Raw genomic sequence first — 22,049 nt, forward strand, 5'->3', positions numbered from 1 at the left:
GCGGAATGTTGTAGAATTAACGCATGTCTCAGGTTGAAGAAATTAAAAACAGCGTCAATATTGTCGATATCGTTTCGGAGACGGTCAGGCTCAGGCGGACGGGGAAGTCGTATATCGGATTCTGTCCGTTTCATGCGAATACGCATACGCCCGCGTTCGTCGTTTTTCCCGATTCGGGGACGTGGCGTTGTTTTGGGGCCTGCGCTGAGGGGGGAGACGTCGTCAGCTTTATCATGAAGCGCGATGGCCTCGATTTTCATCAGGCGATCGAGCTTCTGGCGCAGCGGGCCGGGATCAAGCTCGAAAAGTTTCAGAGGGACGGCGGCGTAAAAAAAGAAAAGCGCGCCCGGCTTCAGGAGATGCTGGAGCGGGCGGCGACGATCTATCATGAGCAGCTGCTCCGTCATCCGTCGGGCGGGGAGGCCCGCGAGTTCGTCCGCAGGCGCGGCGTTACGGAGGAGACCTGCGCGAGCTGGAAATTAGGTTACGCGCTGGGAAGCTGGGACGGCATGACCCAGCAGCTCCTGTCGCTCGGATATTCGCGCGAAGAGCTGATCGAAGGGGGAATGGTCAGCGAGCAGCGCGACTCGAACGGCGAGCTGATCCCGAACGGGCGGATCTACGATCGTTTCCGGAATCGGCTGATGATCCCGATTCGCGAACCGTCGGGGGGAATGATCGGGTTTGGCGCGCGGCATTTAAATCCGGACGATAACCCGAAGTTTCTCAACTCTCCGCAAACGGTTCTTTTCGATAAGGGGAGGACGCTGTTTGGCTATGATCGGGCGCGGACGGCGATCCGCGAACGCGACCAGTCGGTCATTGTCGAGGGTTATTTCGACGTCATTATCCTTCATCAGGCCGGGTTCACGAATACGGTCGCGCCGATGGGGACCGCGCTCGGCCCGAATCAGGTCCGGCTCCTGACGCGGCAGTCAAAGCGGATCCTGCTGGCGCTGGACGCGGACGCGGCGGGCGACAGCGCGACGATCAAAGGGATCGACGTGATCCGCGCGACGGTCAAGGGCGAGAATTCTGAAACGGACCTGATTCGGCAGGAGAACGAGCTGAAGGCCGATATCCGCGTGACGAAAATTCCCGAGGGTCAGGATCCGGACGAGGTTGTTCTCCGCGACGCGCGCGAATGGGAAGAAATTTTAGCGCGCGCCAGGCCGATCGTAACGTTCCGAATGGAAACCGCGGCGGCGGGAAAAAATCTATCCGACGCGAAGGTCAAACAGGAAATCGCCGACGAAGTCCTGCCGCTGATAGAGGAGGTCGCGAACCCGGTCGAGCGCGAAACCTATCGGCAGCAGTTAGCGGAATTTCTGAACGTTGACGTACGGTTCCTGATCTCCGCGCCGAGGCCGAAGAAAACGAAATCTTCTTCGGCTCAGGTCGCGCACGATCCGGGAACCGGGGATAGTTCATCTGGATTTGTAATTATAGATCTGGGAAAAAGCATTTTAAATAAGGAAACGACGCTGATTTGGTTTGCGCTCCGAGGGTTCCCGCCGCCGGAGGGGTTGGCGAAGATCGATCGATGCGTCCGAAGCGTCGGGTTGGAGGCGATCTCGCCGGCGGATTTCGAAGAAGCGAGGTATAAAGAGATCGCCGCGCTGTATTTCGAAGGGCTGAATCAGGATTTTGAACCGGATATTATCCGGTATGTTGGCGACCGGCTGTCGGAGGACTGCGTCCCGGTTTTTCAATGGATTCAATCTTTCAAAGCGAAAGAACAGTTTGAGAATCGAGCTGAACTGTTGGCCGATACAGTCCGTCAGATTGGCGTTTTGCGCCGGGATCGTACGACGCAGGATCAGCGAGCGGTGCAGTCCGAGATGAATCTGGTCCCTGAGGGTGCGACGGGCGAAGAGGGCGTTTCGCGGGCCTATCTGTCGGAATTGTCCAAGGACCTGTTTTTTCGACGGAAGCTGATCGATAAGCTGCTTGAGAAGCGCTTCCGCGGGGATTTTGATAAGGATTTCCGGGATCAGCCGTAGGCCTTTCGCTGCAGCGCGGGTTATGCATAGCGGAAAAAATTGCAGGAGGAAACAGAAAGATGAGCTTTGAACCGAACGAGTTTGAGGAGCGCGACGCGATCGAGGCATTCGACGGCGACGAATCCGTTGGCGAGCGGGCGATGGACGACGCGCCTGGAGAGGAGTACGCGGAGATTCCGGAAATTTCCGACGCCGTCATCGCCGGAGACGATCCGGTCGAGCTTTATCTTAAGGAAATCGGAGCGACCGGGCTTTTAAGCCCGGAGCGGGAATTTTACGCCGCGACCGCGGTCTCCGCGGTCGGTTACCTGGCTAAAATTGAGAGCAAGCTCGACAGTCCGGATTCGGCGTCGGTCGCGGCGGAAGTCTACCGTACGGTCGCGTTGTCGCTCCCGGAGCTTTGGAAGAAGGTCCTGAGCGCGCTGTCGGGGTATGAGGCGGAGGCGGAGCCGCCGGATTTATTGGCGTTGATCGACGAGGCGGACCGGTTGATCGCCGATCCGGATCGGATGACGACGACGGTGCTGCGGGGATATCTGGATAACGGCGAATGGCAGTCGAAAAGCTGGCAGCGGGTCGCGGAGCCGTTATTCGATTTGTTCCTGTCGTTCTGCTGCCTGCCGGCGGCGTCACTGGCGGAGCTGAGCGCGTCGTTGGCGGCCGGCGAAACGGCGGAGGCTGCGTTTGAGAAGCTGCTGACCCGTGAGCCGGAGGAGGCGGAGGTTATCCGGAGGTTGAAATGCGTTGAGGCCGTGGGCGACGCGATGGAACAGGTCCTGATTCGGTCGAACCTGCGCCTGGTCGTCAGTATCGCCAAACGCTATCAGCGCCGCAGCATGTCGTTCATGGACCTGATCCAGGAGGGGAATATTGGTTTGATGCGCGCCGTTACCAGGTATGATCCGCGGCTCGGGTTCCGTCTCAGTACTTACGCGACCTGGTGGATCCGGCAGGCGATCAACCGCGCGATCACGGAGCAGTCGCGCGTCATCCGTCTCCCTACGCATTTGGTCGACGCGGTCGGGAAAATCCTCCGGACGCAGCGCGAACTTACGCAGCAGCTTTCGCATCAGCCGACGATCGAGGATATCGTTATCGCTGGAAAATTTATTTCCGACGAGGATATTGAAGCGATTCAATCCGCGAAGAAGACCGGGGCGGCGCTGGCGCCGGATGTGCGGCGGCGGCTGGGGGAGATGGTTGACCGGATCCAGCAGCTGATGCAGTCCGAGGCGGAACCGATTTCGCTCGATCATCCGGTCGGCGACGGCGACAGCGATTTTGTCGGCGATTTTATCGAAGATACCGAATCGGACGGACCGATCAACGCTGCGGACAGCGGATTCCTCTCCGAGCAGGTTCAGAAAGTCATCGAGACGCTCCCGGATATCGAGCGTACCGTTTTAGAGTATCGGTTTGGGTTGAATGGGAAAAAGGAGGAAACGCTCGAAGCGGTCAGCCAACGTCTCGGATTTACCCGCGAACGGATCCGCCAGATCGAGTCGAAGGCGCTGCGGAAGCTGCGTCATCCGTCGAATTCGCAGGATTTACGCGATTTTTACGCATGAAATAACGGGCGGGAGGAGCGGAGGCATGGCGCTGTATCGGGAAATTTTTCATCGCGTTGTCGGGTCGTTTCCGATGGTTGAGTTTTGGACGCTGGCGTATCTGACCGATCCGCAGGGGAATTTGCTGATGACGCAGAGAGAGAACGACGGCTATTGGCGGCTCCCGGGCGGACCGATCCGGCCTGAGGAAGACATGATGAATTGCCTTCAGCGGACGGTCCTGGACCAGACGGGCGTCCTGATCGAGGCGGGATACCTGATCCGCGTTTTTTCCGACGCGTCGCAGCGGTACATCGAGACCGACGACGCGCGCGTGTATCCGATCTACGCGGTTTTTTCGGCTGCGTCAACGCGCGGCCGGCTCGAACGGATCGAGGGCAGCCAGCGCAGATTCCGCTTTTTCTCCGCCGAAAACATTCCGGGCGATCGGGTTTTTCCGCCGATGCTCCCCGCGGTTCGGTTTTTCAGCGACTGTTTTTCGGACGGGATCCCGCTCCGTCTCGTCGACGTCGACGCGTATATCCGCTACGAGCGTCCGGGCGAGCCGGGGAGGGAGGACGATTTCGAGCTGTAACGCTGATGGGTTCGTTTTTCCCGATAGCGGAGGGGCGGATCAGTTCGGGGGCTTCGCGACCGACCGGACGTCAGCCGCGGCGTTTCTGGATGAGCTCAGCGAGCTGTTCGACCGTGTCGAACGTATCGGCGTTCAGTTCGTAGTCTTCGATCCGGACGCCGAAGAGCTCTTCGACGGTCATCGCGACGTCGACGAGATGGAACGAGTCGATAAGGCCGCTGCTGATCAGCGGCGTATCGGGCGTCAGTTTCCGTTCCGGCGTTTCGAGGATATCGCTGAGGATCCGCTCGCTGAGGAGCTCGATCGTTTCTTGAAAGTTCATGCGGTCTGATTCCTTATTTCGTTTCCAATGGGCAAATCAGGATGAATTCCTGATTCGATTTCAGGTATTGAGAAAATGAGATGGTGTTCGCGATCAGCTGATCCTGGACTTCAGGAATAAACGTCATCGGGTTGTATCGATAGTAAGCTTCGGCGGTCGCTTCGGAACGGGGAAGCTTCCTGAGGAGGCTGATTTCGGACTGAATTGATTCGGCTAACGATTCGCCGATCTCCCGGACGATCGCGATCAGGCTGGGCTGCTGCTGCGCATCTGCGACCGGCTGGACGGTCCCGTCGTCCTCATCGTCGCCGACGATAATGACGACGCCCTTATTCCTGTCCGGCTGCATGTTTTCCGCGTCGCCGGCGAGCTCGTCCGTTCCTGAACCGGCGGTTTCTCCTACCGCGTTGGCTAACTTGATCTGCGGCTCATGCCGCTTTTCTTCCTCGATTTCGCGCTGGAGCGCTTCGGTTTCCGTTTTGATAAGCTGGAGCATGTAAAGCGTCGAGATATTCCGGAAGGTCCAGCCCGCGTCGTAGGCGCGCGGATCGCTGAAATCGTTCTTATAGAAGGTCAGGTGGATCCCGTCCTGCTGGAGTCCCTTGAAGGGAAGGTCCTGAACCGCGGCCCAGAAGTTAACGATCGGGAGCTCGTATTCGGCCGCGAGATCGGCGATATCCTGGTTGATCCGATGGCCCCCCTCGATATCGTCCGCTTTGGTCATCAGGACCGGCAGGCGGTTCTGCGCGATGGCGGTTTCGATCGCTTCACGCATGTTGTCTTTGAACTGGCTCGGATTGAACGCGTCGTTGGTCCCGATCGAGAAGATCGCGAAGAGGGAATTCTGCGCCGCCAGCTCGCAGTTCAGCGGGTTGTCGTAGTCCTCGCAGGTCGGGTTGATCCAGGTCGGGGACAGGAGCGACGCGGCGGTGAATCCTGGGCGCGCGGCTAACGAGTGCGTCCCGAACGAGCCCTGATAATACTCGATAACCGGGGCGAAATCGGCCTCGAATGGACCGAGATTGTAATACTGTTTCCCCAGATCGAAGTCGGCGATAAACCAGGACGTACTCGCGTAGCAGTCGCCGATTTTCGAGAAGGAATGCGGATTGTGTCCGTTGATCAGACCCTTTTTCAGGATTTCACGCGCGCTTTCGCTGATCCCCGCGGGGAGGACGGATAACTCGCGCCATTTGATATGCCCGGTCTCGGATTGGCTTTCAGCGAAAGCGAAAGAACGGATCGCGAAGATCATCACGATACAAAGGATCGCCGCGTTTAGCCTTAAAGGCTGGGGAAGGGTTAACCGATAATGGTCCATGTTCTCATTTCGTCATTCAGGCGTTTCAGCGAAAATCCGCAGCCGTTCCTGTGTCTTCTCCGGACGGGCGGCGCGGATCGATGAATCCCGGTAACCGTTTTATTATAACCTGACTTAATTCAATCGCGCCGATTCCGTCATAATGAATAGCGCTGTTGGTAAAGCGTTCGACGGGGAGCGCGTCCCAGGCGTCGACGCAGAACCACCCTTTTTCGATACAGTTTTCATTCCAACGGCTCCGCCACGCGTCGTAAGCGATCCGTGAATAGTAAAAATTATATCTGATTTTTGAGTTTGATCCGCTGCTGACGACCATCGGTTCGTTCAAAAACAGGATCGGCGTTTCGCCGGCGAGCGCCGCGGCGGCGTCGAGAACGTCCCAGGCCTGACGATCCAGCGGGTATTCGCCGCTGACGCCATGGAACGTATCGTCGGCGTCAAAATCGGTTCTCGGGCGAAGGTAATCGTCCGGATAGTCCTGATCGACGCCGGTCGCGCTCCAGAGGAACCCGTACAGCTGAAGCCGGATCAGGTCGAAAAGCTCGCGGCGAATCCGGTTCAGCGAGAACGCCGGCGCCGCGGTTCGCGCGAATTCGTTTTCGAGGGATGGGAGCGGAACCGTTTGGGCGATTGCGCGGAATTCGGCGATATTGTCGGCGACGAGCGCGGTTGTGAGCTGCTTGTCGATTGGGAACGACTCAAAGGTCATCGACCAGATCACCAGGTCCGGCTCATACGCCAGCGCCCGGTTCAGGATCAGCGCGTCCTTGCTCAGCGAAAGCGTTGGATATCCGAGGTTATAGACGTCGAGCGTCAGCTCGACGCCGTCGACATGGATTGTTTTTCCGTCGAGACGCGCGGCGAGGGTCTCTTCAGGGCGCAGCAGCGTTCCCCAGACGGAGGAGTCGCCGATCACGACGACGCGCAGCTCGTTCGGGCGCCTGGCGGGCGCGCCGGAAAGCGCATGCGCGGCGAAGAGCGCGTCGAGGTCGGAAAGGCTGAAATTGTAGGCGGCGGCGGGATTTTCGCCGAACGGGAAGCGGTCGCGTCCGCGCCAAAGGCGGTTATACAGCGACCATCCCCCCAGCCGTTTCAGCCCGACGGCGGCGAATATGCCGATCAGGATCGCGGCAATCAGCGCCGCTTTCAAGAAGACGCGCGGCAGTTTTTTCATCCGAAAAGCCTCCCGATAAACGCCAGCGCGAGATCGATCGTCGGAAGCGCGAAAAAGATCCAGCCGAACGCGACGAAATGAAACGTCAGGAGGGTCGCCGCGGCGTTATAGACGGCGGCGGCACGGGGCCGTTCGGCGAGCGCGCTTTGGACGCGTTTCCCCGGCCCGTCGGCGTAAAGCTGATGAATAAACAGGCCGAGCGTGTTCCAAAGGCCCCAGATCAGGTAGTTGACCGTCGCGCCATGCCAAAGTCCGATCAGCGTCATCGTCAGCGTCTGGCCGATCGCGATGATCCAGTTCTGCGGAAGTTTTCGCCTGCGGAGCGCGCGTGTCAGCGGATTGAAGCAGTAGCTGCGGATCCAGCCGGTGAGCGTCATGTGCCAGTTGTTCCAGAAGAGGGCGATATTCCGTTTCAGGTAAGGCGCGTTGAAATTTTCCGGGACGCGGACGCCGAGGATCCGGCCGATTCCGATCGCGATATCCGAGTACCCGGCGAAATCGAAATAGAGCTGGAAGGCGTATGCGTAGAGCGCGATAAGCGCGGCGGGGCCGCTTTGGAACTGCTCCGCGTTTCGCGCGGAGAGCGAAAGATACGACAGCGCGTCGGCAAGGATAAATTTTTTCAACAGTCCCAGCGTGATCCGTTCGGTCGCGGCGTAGAAATCGCCGTCGCTGAATCGGTCGGGCGCGTTCAGGTTTTTCAGGAAGCGGTCGAACCGGTCGATCGGACCGGCGGAAAGCGTCGGAGGAAAGCAGACGTAGCAAAGGAATTCTCCCGGACCGGCGGCGAATTTCCGTCCGCCCTGGCCTTCGATCGCGATCGACAGCAAGCGGAACGCGATATACGAATATCCGAACCAGCGCAGGTCGGAAGCGAGCGCTTCTTCGCCGGACTGACCGACGCCAAGCCGCAGCCAGACGCTGACCAGCCGTCCGGCGGGAGCGAATTTCTGAACGATCAGGAGCGCCAGGATCAGCGCGATGAAGCCGGCGCAGGCGGCGGCGCGGTTCCGTTTCGCGGCGCGTCCGACAGCGGCGATCAGCAGCGCGCTTGACAGGAGCGGCAGGAGGAGCTGATCCATGCGCGGCGGTTTCGCGTTCAGGAGCCAGCCGTCGATCGAGACGAGGCGCGCGGCGGCGATCAGGACGACGACGGCGAGAATGACGCCGAGCTCCGCGATCGTTCGCCGTTCCCGGCGGAGCAGCACGCGGACGTCCACGGAAGCTTTGGACGTTTCTCCGTCCGGCCGCGGACGTGCCTCGCGAAAGATCGCCCAAAGCGTCAGCGTCAGCGTCAGCGTCAGGAACGGGAACCAGAACGCGAAGCCCCGGATCGGGACGAGCGGTTGGAAGATAAACGGAAAAGCCGCCGAGAGCGCGATCAGCGCGAACCGGCGCGCCTCTTCGCGGCGGATCAGGCGTATCCCGACAAACAGCGCGATCAGCACAAAAATCAGCGGCAATTCCATGCGCTTAGAATCCCTGATAAATCCAGAGCGGCGCGTCGCCGGCGGAGAAAATAATCAGCCCTATGACGCATAGGGCTATCAGCAAAGCAAGCCAGTTTTCCCGCATTTCAGCGATTTACTCGAATCCGCAGATCCGCCATTCCCCGTTTTCCCGAACGACGGAATGAACGCGGCCGGTCAGCGGAAAATCTGTGATTTCCGCGCCGTACGACGCGGCGATCTTCCCGGTGCAGGCGACCGAAGCGCCGTTCCCGTCCGCCGTTTTTTCGGTAACTCGGCAGGCGAAATCGACGAGCGTCGGGGTCGTTCCGGCGAACGCGTCGACTTCACGCTTTCCCTCTTTTTCCCAATCGGCGCAGGCGATCGTCGCGATCGCGTCGCGGTCATGGTTCAGGATCGCGTTATAAAACGTTTCGACGACAGCGGCTTCTTCCGCCGGCTTTTCCGGACCCGGATCCGCGGCGGGTCCCGCAGGGGAACAGCCCGCAGCCAGGAAAACCAAGACGAATACGACCAGCAGGATCAAAAAAGATTTGTTCATGGGCGCCCCTCAAGCGCGAACAGCTGCGCTCAGACTTTCATCATATATTAGTTTTCAGTTAATTTTAACCCTTTCCGGAGAACCGGCGGGGATTCGTTCCGCAACATTAATACGCTCCGAGGCTTTTCCCGATGAAATTCAGCGTCTGCATCGCGCCCAGGCTTCGATAGCTCCAGGCCTCGGTCGTCATATAAATATTCTTTCGCTCGGGGTCCAGTCCGTGGTTGGGAAGGCCCTGAATCGTTCGCCAGCCGTTGAAAAAAGGGACGGCGTATTTTTTCGCCGTCCGGGCGATGATTTCGTTCAGCGACCAGTCGCCTTCGATGTTATCGGTTTTGGACGAGAGGATCGGGATTGCGCCGGTGCTGATAATTTCGACGACGATTTCTTCGAGATATTCGGCGAAGATTCCGGTATCCTGCCCCACGTTCCAGTTCGTTCCCATATTAACGAAGACGAACGCCGGTTTATGGATGCGCAGCTCGCAATGAATCGCGGATTCGCCGGACTGACATGCGCTTGGATCGGACCAGGTCGTCGTCAGCGCCGACGCCGCGCTCATGCCGTTGAAGACGGAATAGCTCGTCTCGTTGTAGCCTTCGAAGTAGAAAATCGCGTCGCTGAGTTCGGGATGTTCCTGCTGAAGCTCTGTCGTGATATAGAGGGGGTCGTATTCGCCGAGGAAGACGACCGGGAACGATTGGCAATCGCCGATTTTCGAGAAAAAGCGCGGATTACGGCCGCTATGCGTCCGGCCGAACGCATAGATTTCGCGGACGGCGTCGGATAATTCCGTCGGGACGATCGGAAGCTCGCGCCAGTCGCGGCCGGAGGCGTTCGGATCGATGACGCGCGCCTCGAACAGGGGAAAGTCGTCCGTCTTCGCGGGGCCCGGCTCCGCGAACGGGTCGGGAAGCTGGGTCGGGAGTTCATTCTCGATTTCGGTCGGGATCGGGGCAGGCGGCTGCGTCGGGAATTCGGTCGGGACCAGGGTGGGCGGCTGCGTCGGAATCTCCGTCGGCATTCGGGTTGGAAGCTGCGTCGGGATTTCAACCGGCGCTTCGCTGAGCTGGATCGGGCTGGCGGTCGGGATTTCGACAGGCGCCGGATCGGAAAGCGCGGCCTTCGGGGCGGCGGCGGATTCGGATTGGATCGTACGGACGAGCGCGAGCGCTTCGGCTTCGACCGCGGCGTTCTCCTCGTTTTCCAGCAGCGAACAGGCGGATAGACAGAGAATCAGCGCCGCGATAAACGCGCGGCGGAGAAATTGAACTCGTTTCATTGGATGGTCAGGTGCAGTTTTTATGCCCTGCCGCTTCGGGCGTGGATCGAGGTTGAGCTGGGATCGTCCTGAAAGAAATTGAACGATGAAAACAGGATTGGGTATAATACGGGACATGGAAATACGGTTTCAGGGTTATTCGGTTGAGCTGATCGATCGGGACGAGGAGCTTCCCGCGATCGTCGACTGGGCGGAGCGTCAGGATTCGATCGCAATCGATACGGAATCGAATAGTCTTTTCGTTTATTTCGAGAAGGTCTGCCTGGTTCAGCTCAGCGCCGGAGGGCGGAACGTCCTTCTGGATCCGGTCCGGCTGGAGACGCTCGAACCGTTTCGGGATCTTTTCGCGTCGGAACGGATAGAAAAAATTTTTCATGCCGGCGAGTACGATATTCTCGGAATGAAACGCGATTTTGGCTTCGAATTCGCGAACGTTTTCGATACGATGATCGCCGCGCGAATTTTGGGTTATAAGGAAATCGGGCTGGGCTCGCTCCTGGGAAACGCGTTCGGGATCGCGCTGAATAAGAAGTATCAGAAAGCGAATTGGGGGAAGCGGCCGCTTAGCGAAAAGATGATCGAATATGCGGCGGGCGACACGATGCACCTTCGGCGGCTCCGCGATCTTTTAGCGGGCGAGCTTTCGGCGCGGGATCTGAGCGAGCTGGCGAAAGAAGACTTTCTGCATCTCTGCGAAACGCGCTGCGGCTCGAATCGTCCGAACGAGGCGACCTGGTGGCGCGTTGCGAAAACGCCGAACGAGCTGACCAGGCGGGAAGCGATCCGGCTTCAGGCGCTGGTCTCCTGGCGCGAGCTGATCGCGGAGCGGGAGGATCTTCCGACGTATTGGATCGCGCGGAACGAGGTCCTGACCGAACTGGCGATTCATCGTCCGCTGACGATCGCCGAGCTCCGGAAGATTCGCGGCGTGGGGGAGACCCTGATCCGGAAACACGCGAAATCGCTCCTCCGGACGCTTCGTGCGCCGCTCGATACGGCCGATCTCGTTTATCCTGAAGCGCGGCCGCTCCCGAGCCCGTCGGTTCTCAACCGGCGGCAGACGCTGCGCGACTGGCGGAAGGGCGTCGGACTGAAATACGACGTGCCGTCGGACGTGATTTTACCGAAGGACGTCATGGAACGGATTATCGCGGCCGCGCCGGAAACGCGGCTTGAGCTGGACGCGCTGATGAGCGATTATCCCTGGCGGCGCGATCGGTTCAGCGAAGAAATTTTTGCCGAGCTGCGCCGGGAGAACGTGGATTCATGGGCGCGGACGGAGCTTGAAAGCGAGGTGCGGATATGAGTTGGGTTTGGATCGCCGGCGCGGGCGCGATTGCCGCGTATTTCTGGGCCTGGGCCGTCTTTTTTAATCGGGCGCGGGAGGAGCCGGAGCCGAGGCTGCGGACGGTTCTGACGGAAGCTTTGGCGTTTTACACGAAAATGACGTTTGTTTTTAAGCCGATGGTTAAGCCTGGCCTCGGCGTTTCGTTCGTTCGCGTCGTTCCGGTCCGCGAGAATCGGTCGCTGCTTTCGGAAGGGCGCGATCGGGAGCCGGCTCAAGCCTCGGAGAAGGCGGCCGATTCGGCGAAGGACGCGCCGGGGGATCATCCATCGGCATAAGCGCGGGCGGGGCTGTCAGGTGTTTTCGCGGAACGTCTCCGGCGAGCGGTGGGAGACCGTATAATTCAGGTTAAGATGATTTTCGGGAGGAAACCGGATTTCGGGCTTGCAGAGAATAGGAGAGATCGTATCGCTGAAACTCCTTAAGCCGAACCGGAGCGTCGCCTGATCCTGTCGATCGCAGAACGGCCTGAAACCGGCCCAGTAGAGCGATCCGGGCCGGCCCGTTACAGCGGAAGCGAACTGCGCAGAGCGCGGCGGAGCGATCCGCCGAATTGAGGTGGTACCGCGGAAGAGAATCGACTTTCGTCCTCAGGTCAGGATGAAAGTTTTTATTTTAAGTCAGGGAGAATAGAGCTATGAGTTGTCCGGAATTACCGAAGACCTACGATTTTAAAGAAACGGAAGAGAAGCTTTATCGCGACTGGAACGACGCCGGTTATTTTCAGCCGTGGAACGATCCAAAAAAGGCAGGCTTCGATCCGTCGGTACCGCCTTACGTTATTTCGATTCCGCCGGCGAACGTAACCGGCGAGCTGCATCTCGGCCACGCGATGTTCGTGTCTATGGAGGACCTGATGATCCGGTATCACCGGATGAAAGGGATTCCGACGCTTTGGGTTCCGGGAACGGACCATGCCGGGATCGCGACGCAGATGGTCGTCGAACGCGAACTGAGTAAGACGGGCGTGACGCGGCAGGGGCTGGGACGTGAAAAGTTTGTTGAGAAGGTTTGGGAATGGAAGGATTTTTATTCGAACCGGATCGGGGAACAGGTCCGCCGGTTGGGCGCGTCCTGCGACTGGACGCGCGAACGGTTCACGCTTGACGAGGGGCTGTCGCGCGCGGTTTCTGAGCTGTTTATCCGGCTGTATGAAGACGGGCTGATGTACCGCGGACCGCGGATGGTGAACTGGTCGCCGAAGCTGGGGACGGCGGTTTCCGATCTTGAGGTTGAATACAGCGAGGAACCGGGCTTCTTATATTACTTTAAATACATGCTCGCGGACGGAAGCGGCGAATATCTTCCGGTCGCGACGACGCGTCCGGAAACGATTTTGGGCGACACGGCGGTCGCGGTTCATCCCGAGGACCCCCGTTACCAGAAATATGTCGGCAGGAACGTCCTCGTCCCGATCGTCGGGCGCGAAATCCCGGTGATTGCCGACGAATATGTCGACCGGGAATTCGGGACCGGCGCGCTGAAAATTACGCCGGCGCACGATCCGAACGACTATAAAATCGGCCAGACGCATGGTCTCGAAAGTATTACGATCCTGGATACCGAGGCGAAGATCAACGCTTTCGGAGCGCCTTATACCGGGCTGGATCGGTTTGACGCGCGGAAACGGCTCTGGGCGGACATGAAGGAGGCCGGGCTCGTCCTTAAGGAGGAGAATTACACGCTGAACGTTCCCCGTTCACAGCGTTCCGGCGAAATTATTGAGCCGATGATCTCGACGCAGTGGTTCGTCCGGATGGAGCCTTTGGCCGAACCGGCGATCGAAGCGGTCCGCAGCGGGAAAATCAGGATTATTCCGGAACGGTTCACGAAGGTTTACCTGAACTGGCTGGAAAATATTCAGGACTGGTGCGTCTCGCGTCAGCTCTGGTGGGGTCATCGGATTCCGGTCTGGTATTGTTCGGACTGCGGCGAGACGATCGTCAGCCGAACGGAACCGCGGGCTTGTCCGAAATGTGCCGGAATGGCGCTGAAGCGGGACGAGGACGTTTTAGATACCTGGTTCTCGTCCGGGCTATGGCCATTTTCGACGCTGGGCTGGCCCGAGGAAACGCCGGATTACCGTTATTTCTATCCGACGACGATGATGGAGACCGGGTACGATATCCTGTTTTTCTGGGTGGCGCGGATGATCATGACGGGACTTTACCTGACCGGGAAGGTCCCGTTTACCGAGGTCTACCTGCATGGGCTCGTACGCGACGAACACGGCAGAAAGATGAGCAAGACGAAGGGCAACGTTATCGATCCGCTGACGGTCATGGACGAGCTCGGGACCGACGCGCTCCGTTTTACGCTCCTGGTCGGATCGACGGCGGGGAACGATACGAATCTGAGCGTGAAAAAGGTCGAATCCAACCGCAATTTCGCGAATAAGCTCTGGAACGCGGGCCGATTCGTGCTGTCGACGTTCGAACGGACGCCGCGCGAGCTGAAAGCGGACGAGCCGGCGGAGCTGACGCGCGCGGACCGCTGGATCCTATCGCGGACGGAAACGCTCGTCGCCGACGTCAACCGCTTATTCGAAGGTCATTCTTACGGCGAGGCGGGGAGGCAGATTTACGACTTCTTCTGGGGAGAGTATGCGGACTGGTATCTGGAGATCGCGAAGATCCAGCAGGCGCAAGGCGGAAACAGGGCGTTCCTGACGACGCGGACGCTGATCCGGGTATTGGATACCTGTTTGCGCCTGCTGCACCCGTTTACGCCGTTCGTGACGGAAGCGCTCTGGCGGCGGCTGAAAGCGGCGGCGGCGGATTTTTCCCCGGCTTTCGCCCCGGCGCAGGGCTGGGAAGAATCGCTGATGATTGCGAAATGGCCCGAAGTGGGGGCGGTTTTCGCGGAGCCGGACGAGGACGCGATCGCGGGGCTGACGCTCGTTCAGGAGGTCATCCGGGCGATCCGGAATATCCGGACGGAAAAGAACGTAAAGGCGGGGCAGAAGCTCCCGGCGCTGATCGCGGCGGGCGAGGATCGGGCGCTGTTCGAGGAAATGCGCGCCGTTCTCGCCGCGTTAGCGTCGCTTGACGCGGGAGCGCTGACGATTGTCGACAAGTCCGAGGACGCGGCTTCGGAAGGAACGCTTTCGACCGCCGCTTCCGGGGTTGGGATTTATCTTCGCGTTGCGGAGGAGATCGATCCGACGGCGGAGCGGGAGCGGCTCGAAAAGGAACTGACCGATACGGCGGCGAGGATCGACCGGCTTGAAAAGCTGCTGAATTCGCCGTTCGCGGAAAAAGCGCCCGCCGCTGTCGTCGGGAAGGAGCGGGAGAAGCTCGATATATACCGCGAAACCGCGGCAAGGCTGCGTTCGCAGCTGGATTCTCTCGGATAAAAAGCGGGAAGCGGCGGGAAAAGGTAAACTCCCGCCGCTTCTTTTGACAGCCAGGCTATTGCAGCACGAATTCGCTTCCGCGGACTTCGAGCTTTTGAATCTGCATGACGCGAAGAACGAGGCGGAAATAGTCGGTTCCCTCGCGCGGAACCATGTCGAGCGTTCCCACGACCCGAACCCAGTCGTTGTCGATTAAATCGTCGCCGCTGTAGTCGATTTCGAATCCGGCGGACCCATCGTTCCCGCAGCATCCCGGTCCATAGCGCATGACGTATTGTTCGACGACGATCCTTCCCTGGAACGGATATTCGGACCGCTTGTAAAGCCCTTCGAGCGAGATGATCTTGCCGATGTAGTCCGGGGCGTTAACGTATATGTCGTTGCATTGCGCAATGAACATTTTTTCGCCGATCTGGATATCGACGCCGGCGACCGGCGTTTCGGTCGGGTAGACTTCGTGACGGACGGTCGGGACGCCGGAAAAGGGCGTTTCGCTCGGCCGGACCGGAATCGCCATCGGCGTCGGCGTTTCGGTTGGGAACTCCGACGTCGGCGTCGCAGTGAAATCGACGAAAGAAACCGGCGCCGACTTATCGGCGCAGCCGGTCAGGAGCATCCCTGACAGGATGCTCATCACGAGGAGCAGCTTAAAGCCGCGAATACGGATCATAATCCCCTCCGATCTCAGGATCCTCGCCGGAGCTTTCCGGCAAGGGCAAACAGGGCGAAAAACGCCAGCTGCATCGTAACGACGGAAGCGCCGGCCGGCGTCGCGGCGAAATACGAGAGCGACAGCCCGGCGATAAAGCTGACGATCGCCAACAGCGCAGCGCAGACGATTACGGCGCGGAACGACTTGAAAACGCGCATTGCGGTCAGCGCCGGCAGGATCAGCAGGCTCGAAATCAGCAGCGCGCCCATCATCCGCATTCCCAGAACGACGGTAATCGCGGTCAGCCCCGCGATCAGCATATTATAGCCGTCGACGCGCAGCCCGGTCGTGCGGGCGAAAGCTTCGTCGAACGTGATCAGGAAGATCCGGTTATAGAAGACGACGTAGAGGATCAGGACGGAAACCGACAGTACGATTGAAAACGTTACGTCGCTTTTACTCATCGCTAAAATTGTCCCGAACATGTAGTTACAGACGTCGGTCGTCATTCCGGTCGACGCCGAGATAATCAGGACGCCGATCGCCAGTGATCCCGTCGAGATCAGCGCGATCGCTGCGTCGCCTTTAATTTTCGCGCTTTCGTTCAGCCGGAGCAGGAGAAACGCGATCAGGACCGTCGCCGGAATCGAAACGCGGAGCGGATCGAGATCGAGCGCCGTCGCCAGCGCCAGCGCCGCGAATCCGACATGCGACAGGCCGTCCCCGATCATCGCGTAACGCTTAAGAACCAGGCTGACCCCTAAGAGAGCGGCGCAGAGCGCGACCAGGATCCCGACGATAAACGCCCGGACCATGAACGGAAACGACAGCATTTGTATAACGTTCCCGAAAAAGGCCTCGATCATAGCTGCGTCCCTTCCCGGTAAAAACGCCCGAGCGGCGTCTCGACATATTCAGCCGTCGGCCCGAAAAAGAGGGGACGGTTATTCAGGTGCAGGATGTGGGACGCGCCGACCACGGCGTTATGAATATCATGTGAGATCATGACGATCGTGATCCGTTCTTCCGCGTTGACCGTCTGGATAATTTCGTATAGCTCCTTGGTGACGAGCGGGTCGAGACTGGCTCCCGGTTCGTCGAGAACAAGGAGCTTTTCGGTGGCGCAGAATGCGCGCGCGAGCAGGACGCGCTGCTGCTGGCCGCCGGAGAGTTCCCCGTAGGGACGGCGTTTCAGCGCGTCGAGCCTGAAACGGCTGAGCGCGCTTTCCGCGCGGCGGCGTTCGTTCGCGCCGAAGAACGGGCGCTTCCCGAGTCGGGACATGCAGCCGGAGCGGACGATTTCGAAGACGGACGCCGGGAAGCTGCGCTGAATTTCGGTTTGCTGCGGGAGGTAGCCGATTTCGGTCGGGCGCAGTCCGTCTCCGAATTCGATTTCACCCTGCGCCGGGGTTTTCAATCCGACGAGCGCTTTAACGAGCGTGCTTTTTCCGGAACCGTTTTCCCCAACGATACAAAGATAATCACCGGGATTGACCGAAAAGGTCAACCCGGTGACGACTGGTCGGCGATCATACGCTAAGGTTACGTCGCGACAGGAAATATATGCCATTTCTGAATTGCGTCTCTTTCTGATTCCTGAGCGCTTTTTTAAATTCCCTGACAGGGGACCCGTTTTTAATAAAGCGCCTCTTTCAACACGATCAGGTTCTTTTTCATTAAATCATAGTAGGTGACGCCGGATTCAAAATCCTGTTTTGAAACGTTATGTGCGGAATGAATTTCGCGCGTCTTCGCGCCTGTCGCTTCGGCGATTGCGTTGGCGATTTTCTGATTCGAGAATTCGATGTAGAAGACGATCGGAATCTGATGCTCCTTGACTTCGTCGATCAGGAACGCGATCGTTCCGGCACTGGCTTCCGTATCGGTCGAGCAGCCGGTAAAAGCGGCGAAGTAATTCAGCCCGTACGCGTCGGCAAGGTACCTGAGTGGGAAGCGGTCGCCGACGATGATCGTTTTCCGGACGGCGCCGGCGACGAGGTCCTTGTACTCTTTATCGAGGTCGGCTAATTTCGCGGCGTAAGCTCCCGCGTTGGCGGCGTAGACGTCCGCGTTCGCGGGATCGAGCTCGCTGAGGGTTTTGCCCAGCTTGTTGACGATAATCATCGCGTTTCTGGGAGACGTCCAGACGTGTTCGTCGAGCTCGATTTCATGGTCATGGTCATGGTCGTCATGGGTATCGTGGTCGTGGTCGTCATGCCTATCGTGGTCGTGGTCGTCATGGGTATCGTGGTCGTGGTCGTCATGCCTATCGTGGTCGTCATGGTCGTCATGTGCGTCGTGGTCACGGTCGTCGTGCACGTCATGGTCGTCATGGTCGTCGTGGTCATGGTCGTCGTGCGCGTCGTGGTCGTCATGGTCATGGTCGTGTTCCATGCCCTCGACGATCTCTTCCGGAACCGCGTCGACCATCTCGATCATGCGGACCGTTTTCGGGGCGGATTCGCCGAACGATTCGAGGATCCGTTCAACCCATTCTTCGTTTTCACCGCCGGTCGCTACGAAAAGCCCGGCCTGCTGGATTTCGATCATGTCCTTCGGCGTAGGCTCGAACGAATGGCTTTCGGCGCCCGGAGGAAGGAGCATTTTAACCTGGACCAGGTCGCCGCCGACGGCGCGGACGAAATCGTAACCGGGAAAGTTCGTCGTTACGACTTTAATCGGGTCCGCGGCGAGCGCAGCCGAGGCGAAGGCCAGCGCCGCAGCCAGCGCGAGAAAAACAATCGTGAATTTTTTGCTGTCTTTATTAAACATGTTCTTTGTCTTACCTTTCTTACAGATCAGATTTGGATTTGTGATTCAAGCTGAACGTCGACGCGGTTTCCCGGCGTCGATATCCAGGGCCGAACCGCTAACCCGTTGATTGATTTCCGCCGGTCTTTGTCCCGGCGCAGTTTTCACAGACGCCGGAAAAAACGCGTTCGGCGCAGGACAGGCGGAAGTGATGTTCCGAACGGAGATGCGCTTCGAAGGAGGAAAGCGCGCTGCAATCCAGCCGCTCGACCTTGCCGCAGGCGCTGCATTTCAGTTCAATCTGGCCGGCGGATCTGGCGCGGTCCGGGTCGAACCGGAACCGGGTCAGCTTTTGCGCGTCGTCGAAAAAGCTGACGATCCGTTTTTCTTCGGCGAGCCTCTTCAGCATCCGGTAAACGGTCGTGCGGCTGACTTTTTCGCCGTTCGCGAGGAGCGCTTCATGCAGCGATTCGACGTCGAACGTCTTCTCCGGATTCGCTGCGAGAAAATTCAGGATGACGGCCCGTTGTCGGGTCCGGTAGGTTAAATCTTTCATGCGCTCCTTTCGGGCTGTGCCTTCGGCTCTCGTTTTCCGATATGAAATTGAAATTCAATTTCATATCGGGAGGTATTGTACCGGAAATTGAAAATTTGTCAACCGGGCTGATCTGGAAACGCGCGGCAGGCCTGCCTCCGTATCACTTGAATTTTTCGCCGTGAACGGTCGGGCGCACGGGCGCGATTATAATTTTTCTGATGACGAAGAGATTTTTATTTGCCGCATGCTTAGTTTGTTTCTTCTTAGCCGGATGCGCTCCGGAGCCGACGGCGACGCCGACGTTAAGCGCGACGCCGGAGAATACGGCGACGCCTGAACCGACGCTGACGCCGACGCCGCTGCCGTCGGTCGCGGTCGTCAACGGGATTTATATTCCTGAAGAGGACCTGGCCCGCGAGACGGAGAACCTTATTCGCGCCGCGAGCGATTTGGGAACGGGCGCGCCGGAAGACGCGCGGAGCGAAGCCCTCGACGGACTTATCGATCAGGCGCTGCTGATCGCTTACGCGCGGGACAGCGGGTATGTTTCCGATCCGGAGGCGATCGACGCGCGGATCCTGACGCTCGTTACGGCGATTGGCGGAGAGGGCGCGTTTCAGGACTGGCAGTGGCGGAACGGGTATACGGCGGAAAGCTTCCGCCGCGCGCTGGACGCTGAGCTGGCGGTCGCGTTCGCGCGGGAGAAACTGATCACGGAGGCCCTTCCGCAGGTTGAACAGATTCATGCCTATCAGATCCTGACCGATTCGAAATCGGCGGCGCAGGGGTATCTCGATAAACTCGCGCTGGGATTCGATTTTGTTTCGCTGGCGCGAACGGAGGACACGATCAGCGGCGGCGATCTGGATTGGATCGCGCGCGGAGTTCTCGTTTACCCTGAGCTCGAAGACGCGCTTTTCGCGCTCGGAACGGGAGAGACGACGCCGATTCTGGAAACGGAGCTGGGCTTTCATCTTTTGTACGCCGCTGAACGGTCGACCGATCGCCCCCTGTCGCAGCAGGTCCGTGAAACGGTGGAGCGACTGATTCTTTCGAATTGGCTGGAAGCGGCCCGCGGAAGCGCGGATCTTCAGCGGCTCGATTAGAGGCCCGGCGCTGCGATGGCTGAGCCGAGGTTTGATCCGGATTTATTGAATCGACGGGCGGAACGGCGCGCGAAACGGCGCCGCGGCCGGTTCTGGCATTTTTTTTCGATCGTTTTGGGCATTCTTGGCGTGGCTTTCCTGGTCCGGCTGATTACGGCATCGGTATCGCGGACGCGGAACGCGGGTTCGCCGTTGGCGACCGCGACCGCGGCTGAGCCGCAGTTTAAAGCCTATCAGACGCTGTATGAAGCGCTGTTCGTGACGCCGACGCGGACGGCGACCGCAACTTTGACGGCGACCGTCCCAACAGCGACAGAATCGCCGCTTCCAACGGAAACGGGAACGCCGACGCCGACGATGACGGCGACCGCGACGGCCCGGATCGGAACGAAAGCCCCTGACGGCGGGAAGCCGCGCCCGGCGGCGGAAACCCCGTCCTCGCTGACGCCGGAGGACGATTATCCGTTTAAAGTTCTCGGAGAACCGGGAGCGATTAACGCGAACATGATCTATCAGAATTCGAACTGCTCCTGGATGGGCGTCGCCGGGCTGGTTACTGACTTGAAGGGCGATCCGCTGGTCGGGTATTTCGTCCAGGTTGGCGGATTCGCGGACGGCGAGGTTCGCGAGACGATGAGCGGGCTGTTCGAGATTTACGGTCCGTCGGGATATGAAATTACGCTGGCGCGTCCGGTTCAGCGGATCGAAGGTCCGCTCTGGATCCAGCTTTATAATTCGGACCGGGAGCCGGTCTCCAAGCGGGTCTTTTTTGAGCCGAGCGAGAGCTGCGAGCGGAGCCTGATCCTGATCAATTTTCAGAAGGATTGAGAGGTCCGGCTCAGGGAGCCGGGACGGAGGTTGAATCATGAATCATCAGATACCAGGGAGCATAAAGCCGTTCGGGCGGAAAACCGTCGTTTTCGCGACGGCTGCATTCGCGTTCCTGATTGCCGGCTGCGGCATCCGGCAGGCGCAGGACGATCAATTAGCGACGCAGGTCGCCGTCGCCTCGACAGAAATCAATCAGACGATTGTCGCTGATTGGACGCTGACGCCGACGGAAACGCCGGTCCCGACCGAGACGGCGACGCCGACGATCACCGAAATCGCAGGGACGGCGACGCCGGACGAACGGCCGCTGGCTGAAAACTGGCAGAGCTGGCCCATCGTTCCGGAAATTTCCGATACCGCGAAGCGGATTTTCCGTCAGGGCGTCGACGAATTCGGGACGAATCCGCGCGTCTTCTCGAAGATTGGCGACTGCCAGTCGGTCCCGAACGTATTTTTAGGGATTTACGGGATGGGTTATGAAGGGATGCTGAGCGCTGAAGACGCGTATTTGCAGACCGCGATCGACTATTTCCATGACGCGTTCCTGATGGAGAGTCTGGCGGTTCATGATGGGATGAGCGTCGGATCGGCGCTGACGACGACCTGGTCGGATCCGAAACGCTGTGAAAAAGGGGAAAATCCGATTCTCTGCGAAATCCGGCTGCATAATCCTTCGATCATGTTTGTGAACCTGGGGACGAACTGGGTCGACGGCCTGGGAATGGACGTGTATTACGAGTATCTGGCGGAGATCGTGGATATCCTGATCAGCCATGGCGTGCTGCCGATCCTGACGAGCAAGGCGGACGACGTCGAGGGTGGGAACTGGATTAATCGCGTCACTGCGCAGGTCGCCCGGGACTATGATATTCCGTTTTATAACTTCTGGGCGGTTGCGCAGCTGTTAGTCAATCAGGGCCTTTCGCAGGAAAATCATATCTACCTGACGGTCGGCGCGTGGGATTACCGGAATTATCATGCGCTGCGCGTTTTAAACAAGGTCGGCGAGGCGATGGGCCTGTTTACTCCCGGGGCTACGCTTGCGCCGGCAGAGGACCCTGCGAAAACGCCCGCCGCTCCGTAGTCGGATCGTTTCGGGCTAAAAATAAAAAACCTTCGTTATCGAAGGTTTTTTATTTTTATAAAAGGCCTTCTTATTTAAAGAAGGCAGAACGACTTGAGCCTTTTTCCCCCTACTGACTGCGAAGTGCGATGTT

The 22,049-nt window shown here is 58.8% G+C and carries 20 protein-coding genes; 9 read left to right on the forward strand and 11 right to left on the reverse strand.

Annotated elements, in window-relative coordinates:
- Positions 1 to 23: 23 nt before the first annotated feature.
- From BEQ56_04890 to BEQ56_04900, 3 genes are read left to right on the forward strand one after another with little or no spacing between them, the layout of a single operon-like run.
- Complete coding sequence (locus BEQ56_04890) at positions 24 to 2,003, forward strand: DNA primase (protein ID AOH42866.1); 1,980 nt, start codon at positions 24 to 26, stop codon at positions 2,001 to 2,003.
- 59 nt (positions 2,004 to 2,062) lie between these two features.
- A complete protein-coding gene (locus BEQ56_04895) occupies positions 2,063 to 3,571 on the forward strand; it encodes a hypothetical protein (GenBank protein ID AOH42867.1) in 1,509 nt (502 codons plus the stop codon).
- Positions 3,572 to 3,596: 25 nt separating this feature from the next.
- Positions 3,597 to 4,145, forward strand: a complete 549-nt coding sequence (locus tag BEQ56_04900; protein AOH42868.1) for a hypothetical protein — start codon at positions 3,597 to 3,599, stop codon at positions 4,143 to 4,145.
- A gap of 70 nt (positions 4,146 to 4,215) precedes the next feature.
- Here BEQ56_04900 and BEQ56_04905 read toward each other — a convergent pair whose 3' ends face one another.
- The 6 genes from BEQ56_04905 to BEQ56_04930 form a co-directional block, all read right to left on the reverse strand.
- Positions 4,216 to 4,467 carry a hypothetical protein gene (locus BEQ56_04905; GenBank protein ID AOH42869.1) on the reverse strand — a complete coding sequence of 84 codons (252 nt, stop codon included), beginning with the start codon at positions 4,465 to 4,467 and terminating at the stop codon, positions 4,216 to 4,218.
- 13 nt (positions 4,468 to 4,480) lie between these two features.
- Entirely contained in the window at positions 4,481 to 5,722 is a 1,242-nt protein-coding gene (locus BEQ56_04910; GenBank protein ID AOH42870.1) for a hypothetical protein, read from the reverse strand.
- A 91-nt stretch (positions 5,723 to 5,813) separates the two neighbouring features.
- Positions 5,814 to 6,962, reverse strand: a complete 1,149-nt coding sequence (locus BEQ56_04915; GenBank protein ID AOH42871.1) for a hypothetical protein — start codon at positions 6,960 to 6,962, stop codon at positions 5,814 to 5,816.
- The gene (locus BEQ56_04920; protein AOH42872.1) at positions 6,959 to 8,431 is read right to left on the reverse strand and encodes a hypothetical protein; all 1,473 of its coding nucleotides are present in this window, start codon (positions 8,429 to 8,431) and stop codon (positions 6,959 to 6,961) included. Before BEQ56_04920 ends, BEQ56_04915 begins: the two co-directional genes overlap by 4 nt.
- 115 nt (positions 8,432 to 8,546) lie before the next feature.
- Positions 8,547 to 8,972: a hypothetical protein gene (locus BEQ56_04925; protein ID AOH42873.1), complete on the reverse strand. Its 426-nt coding sequence runs from the start codon at positions 8,970 to 8,972 to the stop codon at positions 8,547 to 8,549.
- A gap of 106 nt (positions 8,973 to 9,078) precedes the next feature.
- Positions 9,079 to 10,254 (reverse strand): hypothetical protein, encoded by a 1,176-nt coding sequence (locus tag BEQ56_04930; protein AOH42874.1) that lies wholly within the window; start codon positions 10,252 to 10,254, stop codon positions 9,079 to 9,081.
- A 115-nt stretch (positions 10,255 to 10,369) separates the two neighbouring features.
- Here BEQ56_04930 and BEQ56_04935 point away from each other — a divergent pair, with 115 nt between their 5' ends.
- The 3 genes from BEQ56_04935 to BEQ56_04945 all read left to right on the forward strand — a co-directional run bounded on the left by BEQ56_04935 (position 10,370) and on the right by BEQ56_04945 (position 14,954).
- Entirely contained in the window at positions 10,370 to 11,560 is a 1,191-nt protein-coding gene (locus BEQ56_04935) for a hypothetical protein (protein ID AOH42875.1), read from the forward strand.
- The gene (locus BEQ56_04940) at positions 11,557 to 11,877 is read left to right on the forward strand and encodes a hypothetical protein (GenBank protein AOH42876.1); all 321 of its coding nucleotides are present in this window, start codon (positions 11,557 to 11,559) and stop codon (positions 11,875 to 11,877) included. The genes BEQ56_04935 and BEQ56_04940 overlap by 4 nt, the downstream gene beginning before the upstream one ends.
- 359 nt (positions 11,878 to 12,236) lie before the next feature.
- Positions 12,237 to 14,954 carry a valine--tRNA ligase gene (locus BEQ56_04945; protein AOH42877.1) on the forward strand — a complete coding sequence of 906 codons (2,718 nt, stop codon included), beginning with the start codon at positions 12,237 to 12,239 and terminating at the stop codon, positions 14,952 to 14,954.
- 55 nt (positions 14,955 to 15,009) lie between these two features.
- Here the strand turns inward: BEQ56_04945 and BEQ56_04950 are convergent, their stop codons facing one another.
- The 5 genes from BEQ56_04950 to BEQ56_04970 all read right to left on the reverse strand — a co-directional run bounded on the left by BEQ56_04950 (position 15,010) and on the right by BEQ56_04970 (position 18,913).
- Positions 15,010 to 15,624, reverse strand: coding sequence for a hypothetical protein (locus tag BEQ56_04950; protein AOH42878.1), 615 nt, complete (start codon positions 15,622 to 15,624; stop codon positions 15,010 to 15,012).
- Between the two features lie 14 nt (positions 15,625 to 15,638).
- Positions 15,639 to 16,472, reverse strand: coding sequence for an ABC transporter (locus tag BEQ56_04955; GenBank protein AOH42879.1), 834 nt, complete (start codon positions 16,470 to 16,472; stop codon positions 15,639 to 15,641).
- Complete coding sequence (locus tag BEQ56_04960; GenBank protein ID AOH42880.1) at positions 16,469 to 17,176, reverse strand: ABC transporter; 708 nt, start codon at positions 17,174 to 17,176, stop codon at positions 16,469 to 16,471. The genes BEQ56_04955 and BEQ56_04960 overlap by 4 nt, the downstream gene beginning before the upstream one ends.
- Positions 17,177 to 17,241: 65 nt before the next feature.
- Positions 17,242 to 18,378 carry a hypothetical protein gene (locus BEQ56_04965; GenBank protein AOH42881.1) on the reverse strand — a complete coding sequence of 379 codons (1,137 nt, stop codon included), beginning with the start codon at positions 18,376 to 18,378 and terminating at the stop codon, positions 17,242 to 17,244.
- A 97-nt stretch (positions 18,379 to 18,475) separates the two neighbouring features.
- On the reverse strand, positions 18,476 to 18,913 hold the full coding sequence (locus BEQ56_04970) for a hypothetical protein (GenBank protein AOH42882.1): 438 nt from the start codon (positions 18,911 to 18,913) through the stop codon (positions 18,476 to 18,478).
- A gap of 200 nt (positions 18,914 to 19,113) precedes the next feature.
- Between BEQ56_04970 and BEQ56_04975 the strand changes: the two genes are divergently transcribed.
- The 3 genes from BEQ56_04975 to BEQ56_04985 are packed head-to-tail and all read left to right on the forward strand — an operon-like array spanning position 19,114 to position 21,916.
- Positions 19,114 to 20,001, forward strand: coding sequence for a hypothetical protein (locus tag BEQ56_04975; GenBank protein ID AOH42883.1), 888 nt, complete (start codon positions 19,114 to 19,116; stop codon positions 19,999 to 20,001).
- A 15-nt stretch (positions 20,002 to 20,016) separates the two neighbouring features.
- Positions 20,017 to 20,829 (forward strand): hypothetical protein, encoded by an 813-nt coding sequence (locus tag BEQ56_04980; GenBank protein AOH42884.1) that lies wholly within the window; start codon positions 20,017 to 20,019, stop codon positions 20,827 to 20,829.
- A 37-nt stretch (positions 20,830 to 20,866) separates the two neighbouring features.
- On the forward strand, positions 20,867 to 21,916 hold the full coding sequence (locus BEQ56_04985; GenBank protein ID AOH42885.1) for a hypothetical protein: 1,050 nt from the start codon (positions 20,867 to 20,869) through the stop codon (positions 21,914 to 21,916).
- The last annotated feature ends 133 nt before the right edge of the window (positions 21,917 to 22,049 follow it).

The sequence above is a fragment of the Anaerolineaceae bacterium oral taxon 439 genome (assembly GCA_001717545.1).
In the GTDB taxonomy this organism is placed as follows: Bacteria; Chloroflexota; Anaerolineae; order Anaerolineales; family Anaerolineaceae; genus Flexilinea.

Excerpts from the sequence above, each read along its gene's own strand:
- BEQ56_04910 (AOH42870.1), bottom strand. The coding sequence starts at position 5,722 with ATGATCTTCGCGATCCGTTCTTTCGCTTTCGCTGAAAGCCAATCCGAG.
- BEQ56_04980 (AOH42884.1), top strand. The coding sequence starts at position 20,017 with ATGGCTGAGCCGAGGTTTGATCCGGATTTATTGAATCGACGGGCGGAA.
- BEQ56_04905 (AOH42869.1), bottom strand. The coding sequence starts at position 4,467 with ATGAACTTTCAAGAAACGATCGAGCTCCTCAGCGAGCGGATCCTCAGC.
- BEQ56_04960 (AOH42880.1), bottom strand. The coding sequence starts at position 17,176 with ATGGCATATATTTCCTGTCGCGACGTAACCTTAGCGTATGATCGCCGA.
- BEQ56_04895 (AOH42867.1), top strand. The coding sequence starts at position 2,063 with ATGAGCTTTGAACCGAACGAGTTTGAGGAGCGCGACGCGATCGAGGCA.
- BEQ56_04935 (AOH42875.1), top strand. The coding sequence starts at position 10,370 with ATGGAAATACGGTTTCAGGGTTATTCGGTTGAGCTGATCGATCGGGAC.
- BEQ56_04950 (AOH42878.1), bottom strand. The coding sequence starts at position 15,624 with ATGATCCGTATTCGCGGCTTTAAGCTGCTCCTCGTGATGAGCATCCTG.
- BEQ56_04955 (AOH42879.1), bottom strand. The coding sequence starts at position 16,472 with ATGATCGAGGCCTTTTTCGGGAACGTTATACAAATGCTGTCGTTTCCG.
- BEQ56_04985 (AOH42885.1), top strand. The coding sequence starts at position 20,867 with ATGAATCATCAGATACCAGGGAGCATAAAGCCGTTCGGGCGGAAAACC.
- BEQ56_04915 (AOH42871.1), bottom strand. The coding sequence starts at position 6,962 with ATGAAAAAACTGCCGCGCGTCTTCTTGAAAGCGGCGCTGATTGCCGCG.
- BEQ56_04920 (AOH42872.1), bottom strand. The coding sequence starts at position 8,431 with ATGGAATTGCCGCTGATTTTTGTGCTGATCGCGCTGTTTGTCGGGATA.
- BEQ56_04940 (AOH42876.1), top strand. The coding sequence starts at position 11,557 with ATGAGTTGGGTTTGGATCGCCGGCGCGGGCGCGATTGCCGCGTATTTC.
- BEQ56_04925 (AOH42873.1), bottom strand. The coding sequence starts at position 8,972 with ATGAACAAATCTTTTTTGATCCTGCTGGTCGTATTCGTCTTGGTTTTC.
- BEQ56_04945 (AOH42877.1), top strand. The coding sequence starts at position 12,237 with ATGAGTTGTCCGGAATTACCGAAGACCTACGATTTTAAAGAAACGGAA.
- BEQ56_04970 (AOH42882.1), bottom strand. The coding sequence starts at position 18,913 with ATGAAAGATTTAACCTACCGGACCCGACAACGGGCCGTCATCCTGAAT.
- BEQ56_04965 (AOH42881.1), bottom strand. The coding sequence starts at position 18,378 with ATGTTTAATAAAGACAGCAAAAAATTCACGATTGTTTTTCTCGCGCTG.
- BEQ56_04975 (AOH42883.1), top strand. The coding sequence starts at position 19,114 with ATGACGAAGAGATTTTTATTTGCCGCATGCTTAGTTTGTTTCTTCTTA.
- BEQ56_04890 (AOH42866.1), top strand. The coding sequence starts at position 24 with ATGTCTCAGGTTGAAGAAATTAAAAACAGCGTCAATATTGTCGATATC.
- BEQ56_04930 (AOH42874.1), bottom strand. The coding sequence starts at position 10,254 with ATGAAACGAGTTCAATTTCTCCGCCGCGCGTTTATCGCGGCGCTGATT.
- BEQ56_04900 (AOH42868.1), top strand. The coding sequence starts at position 3,597 with ATGGCGCTGTATCGGGAAATTTTTCATCGCGTTGTCGGGTCGTTTCCG.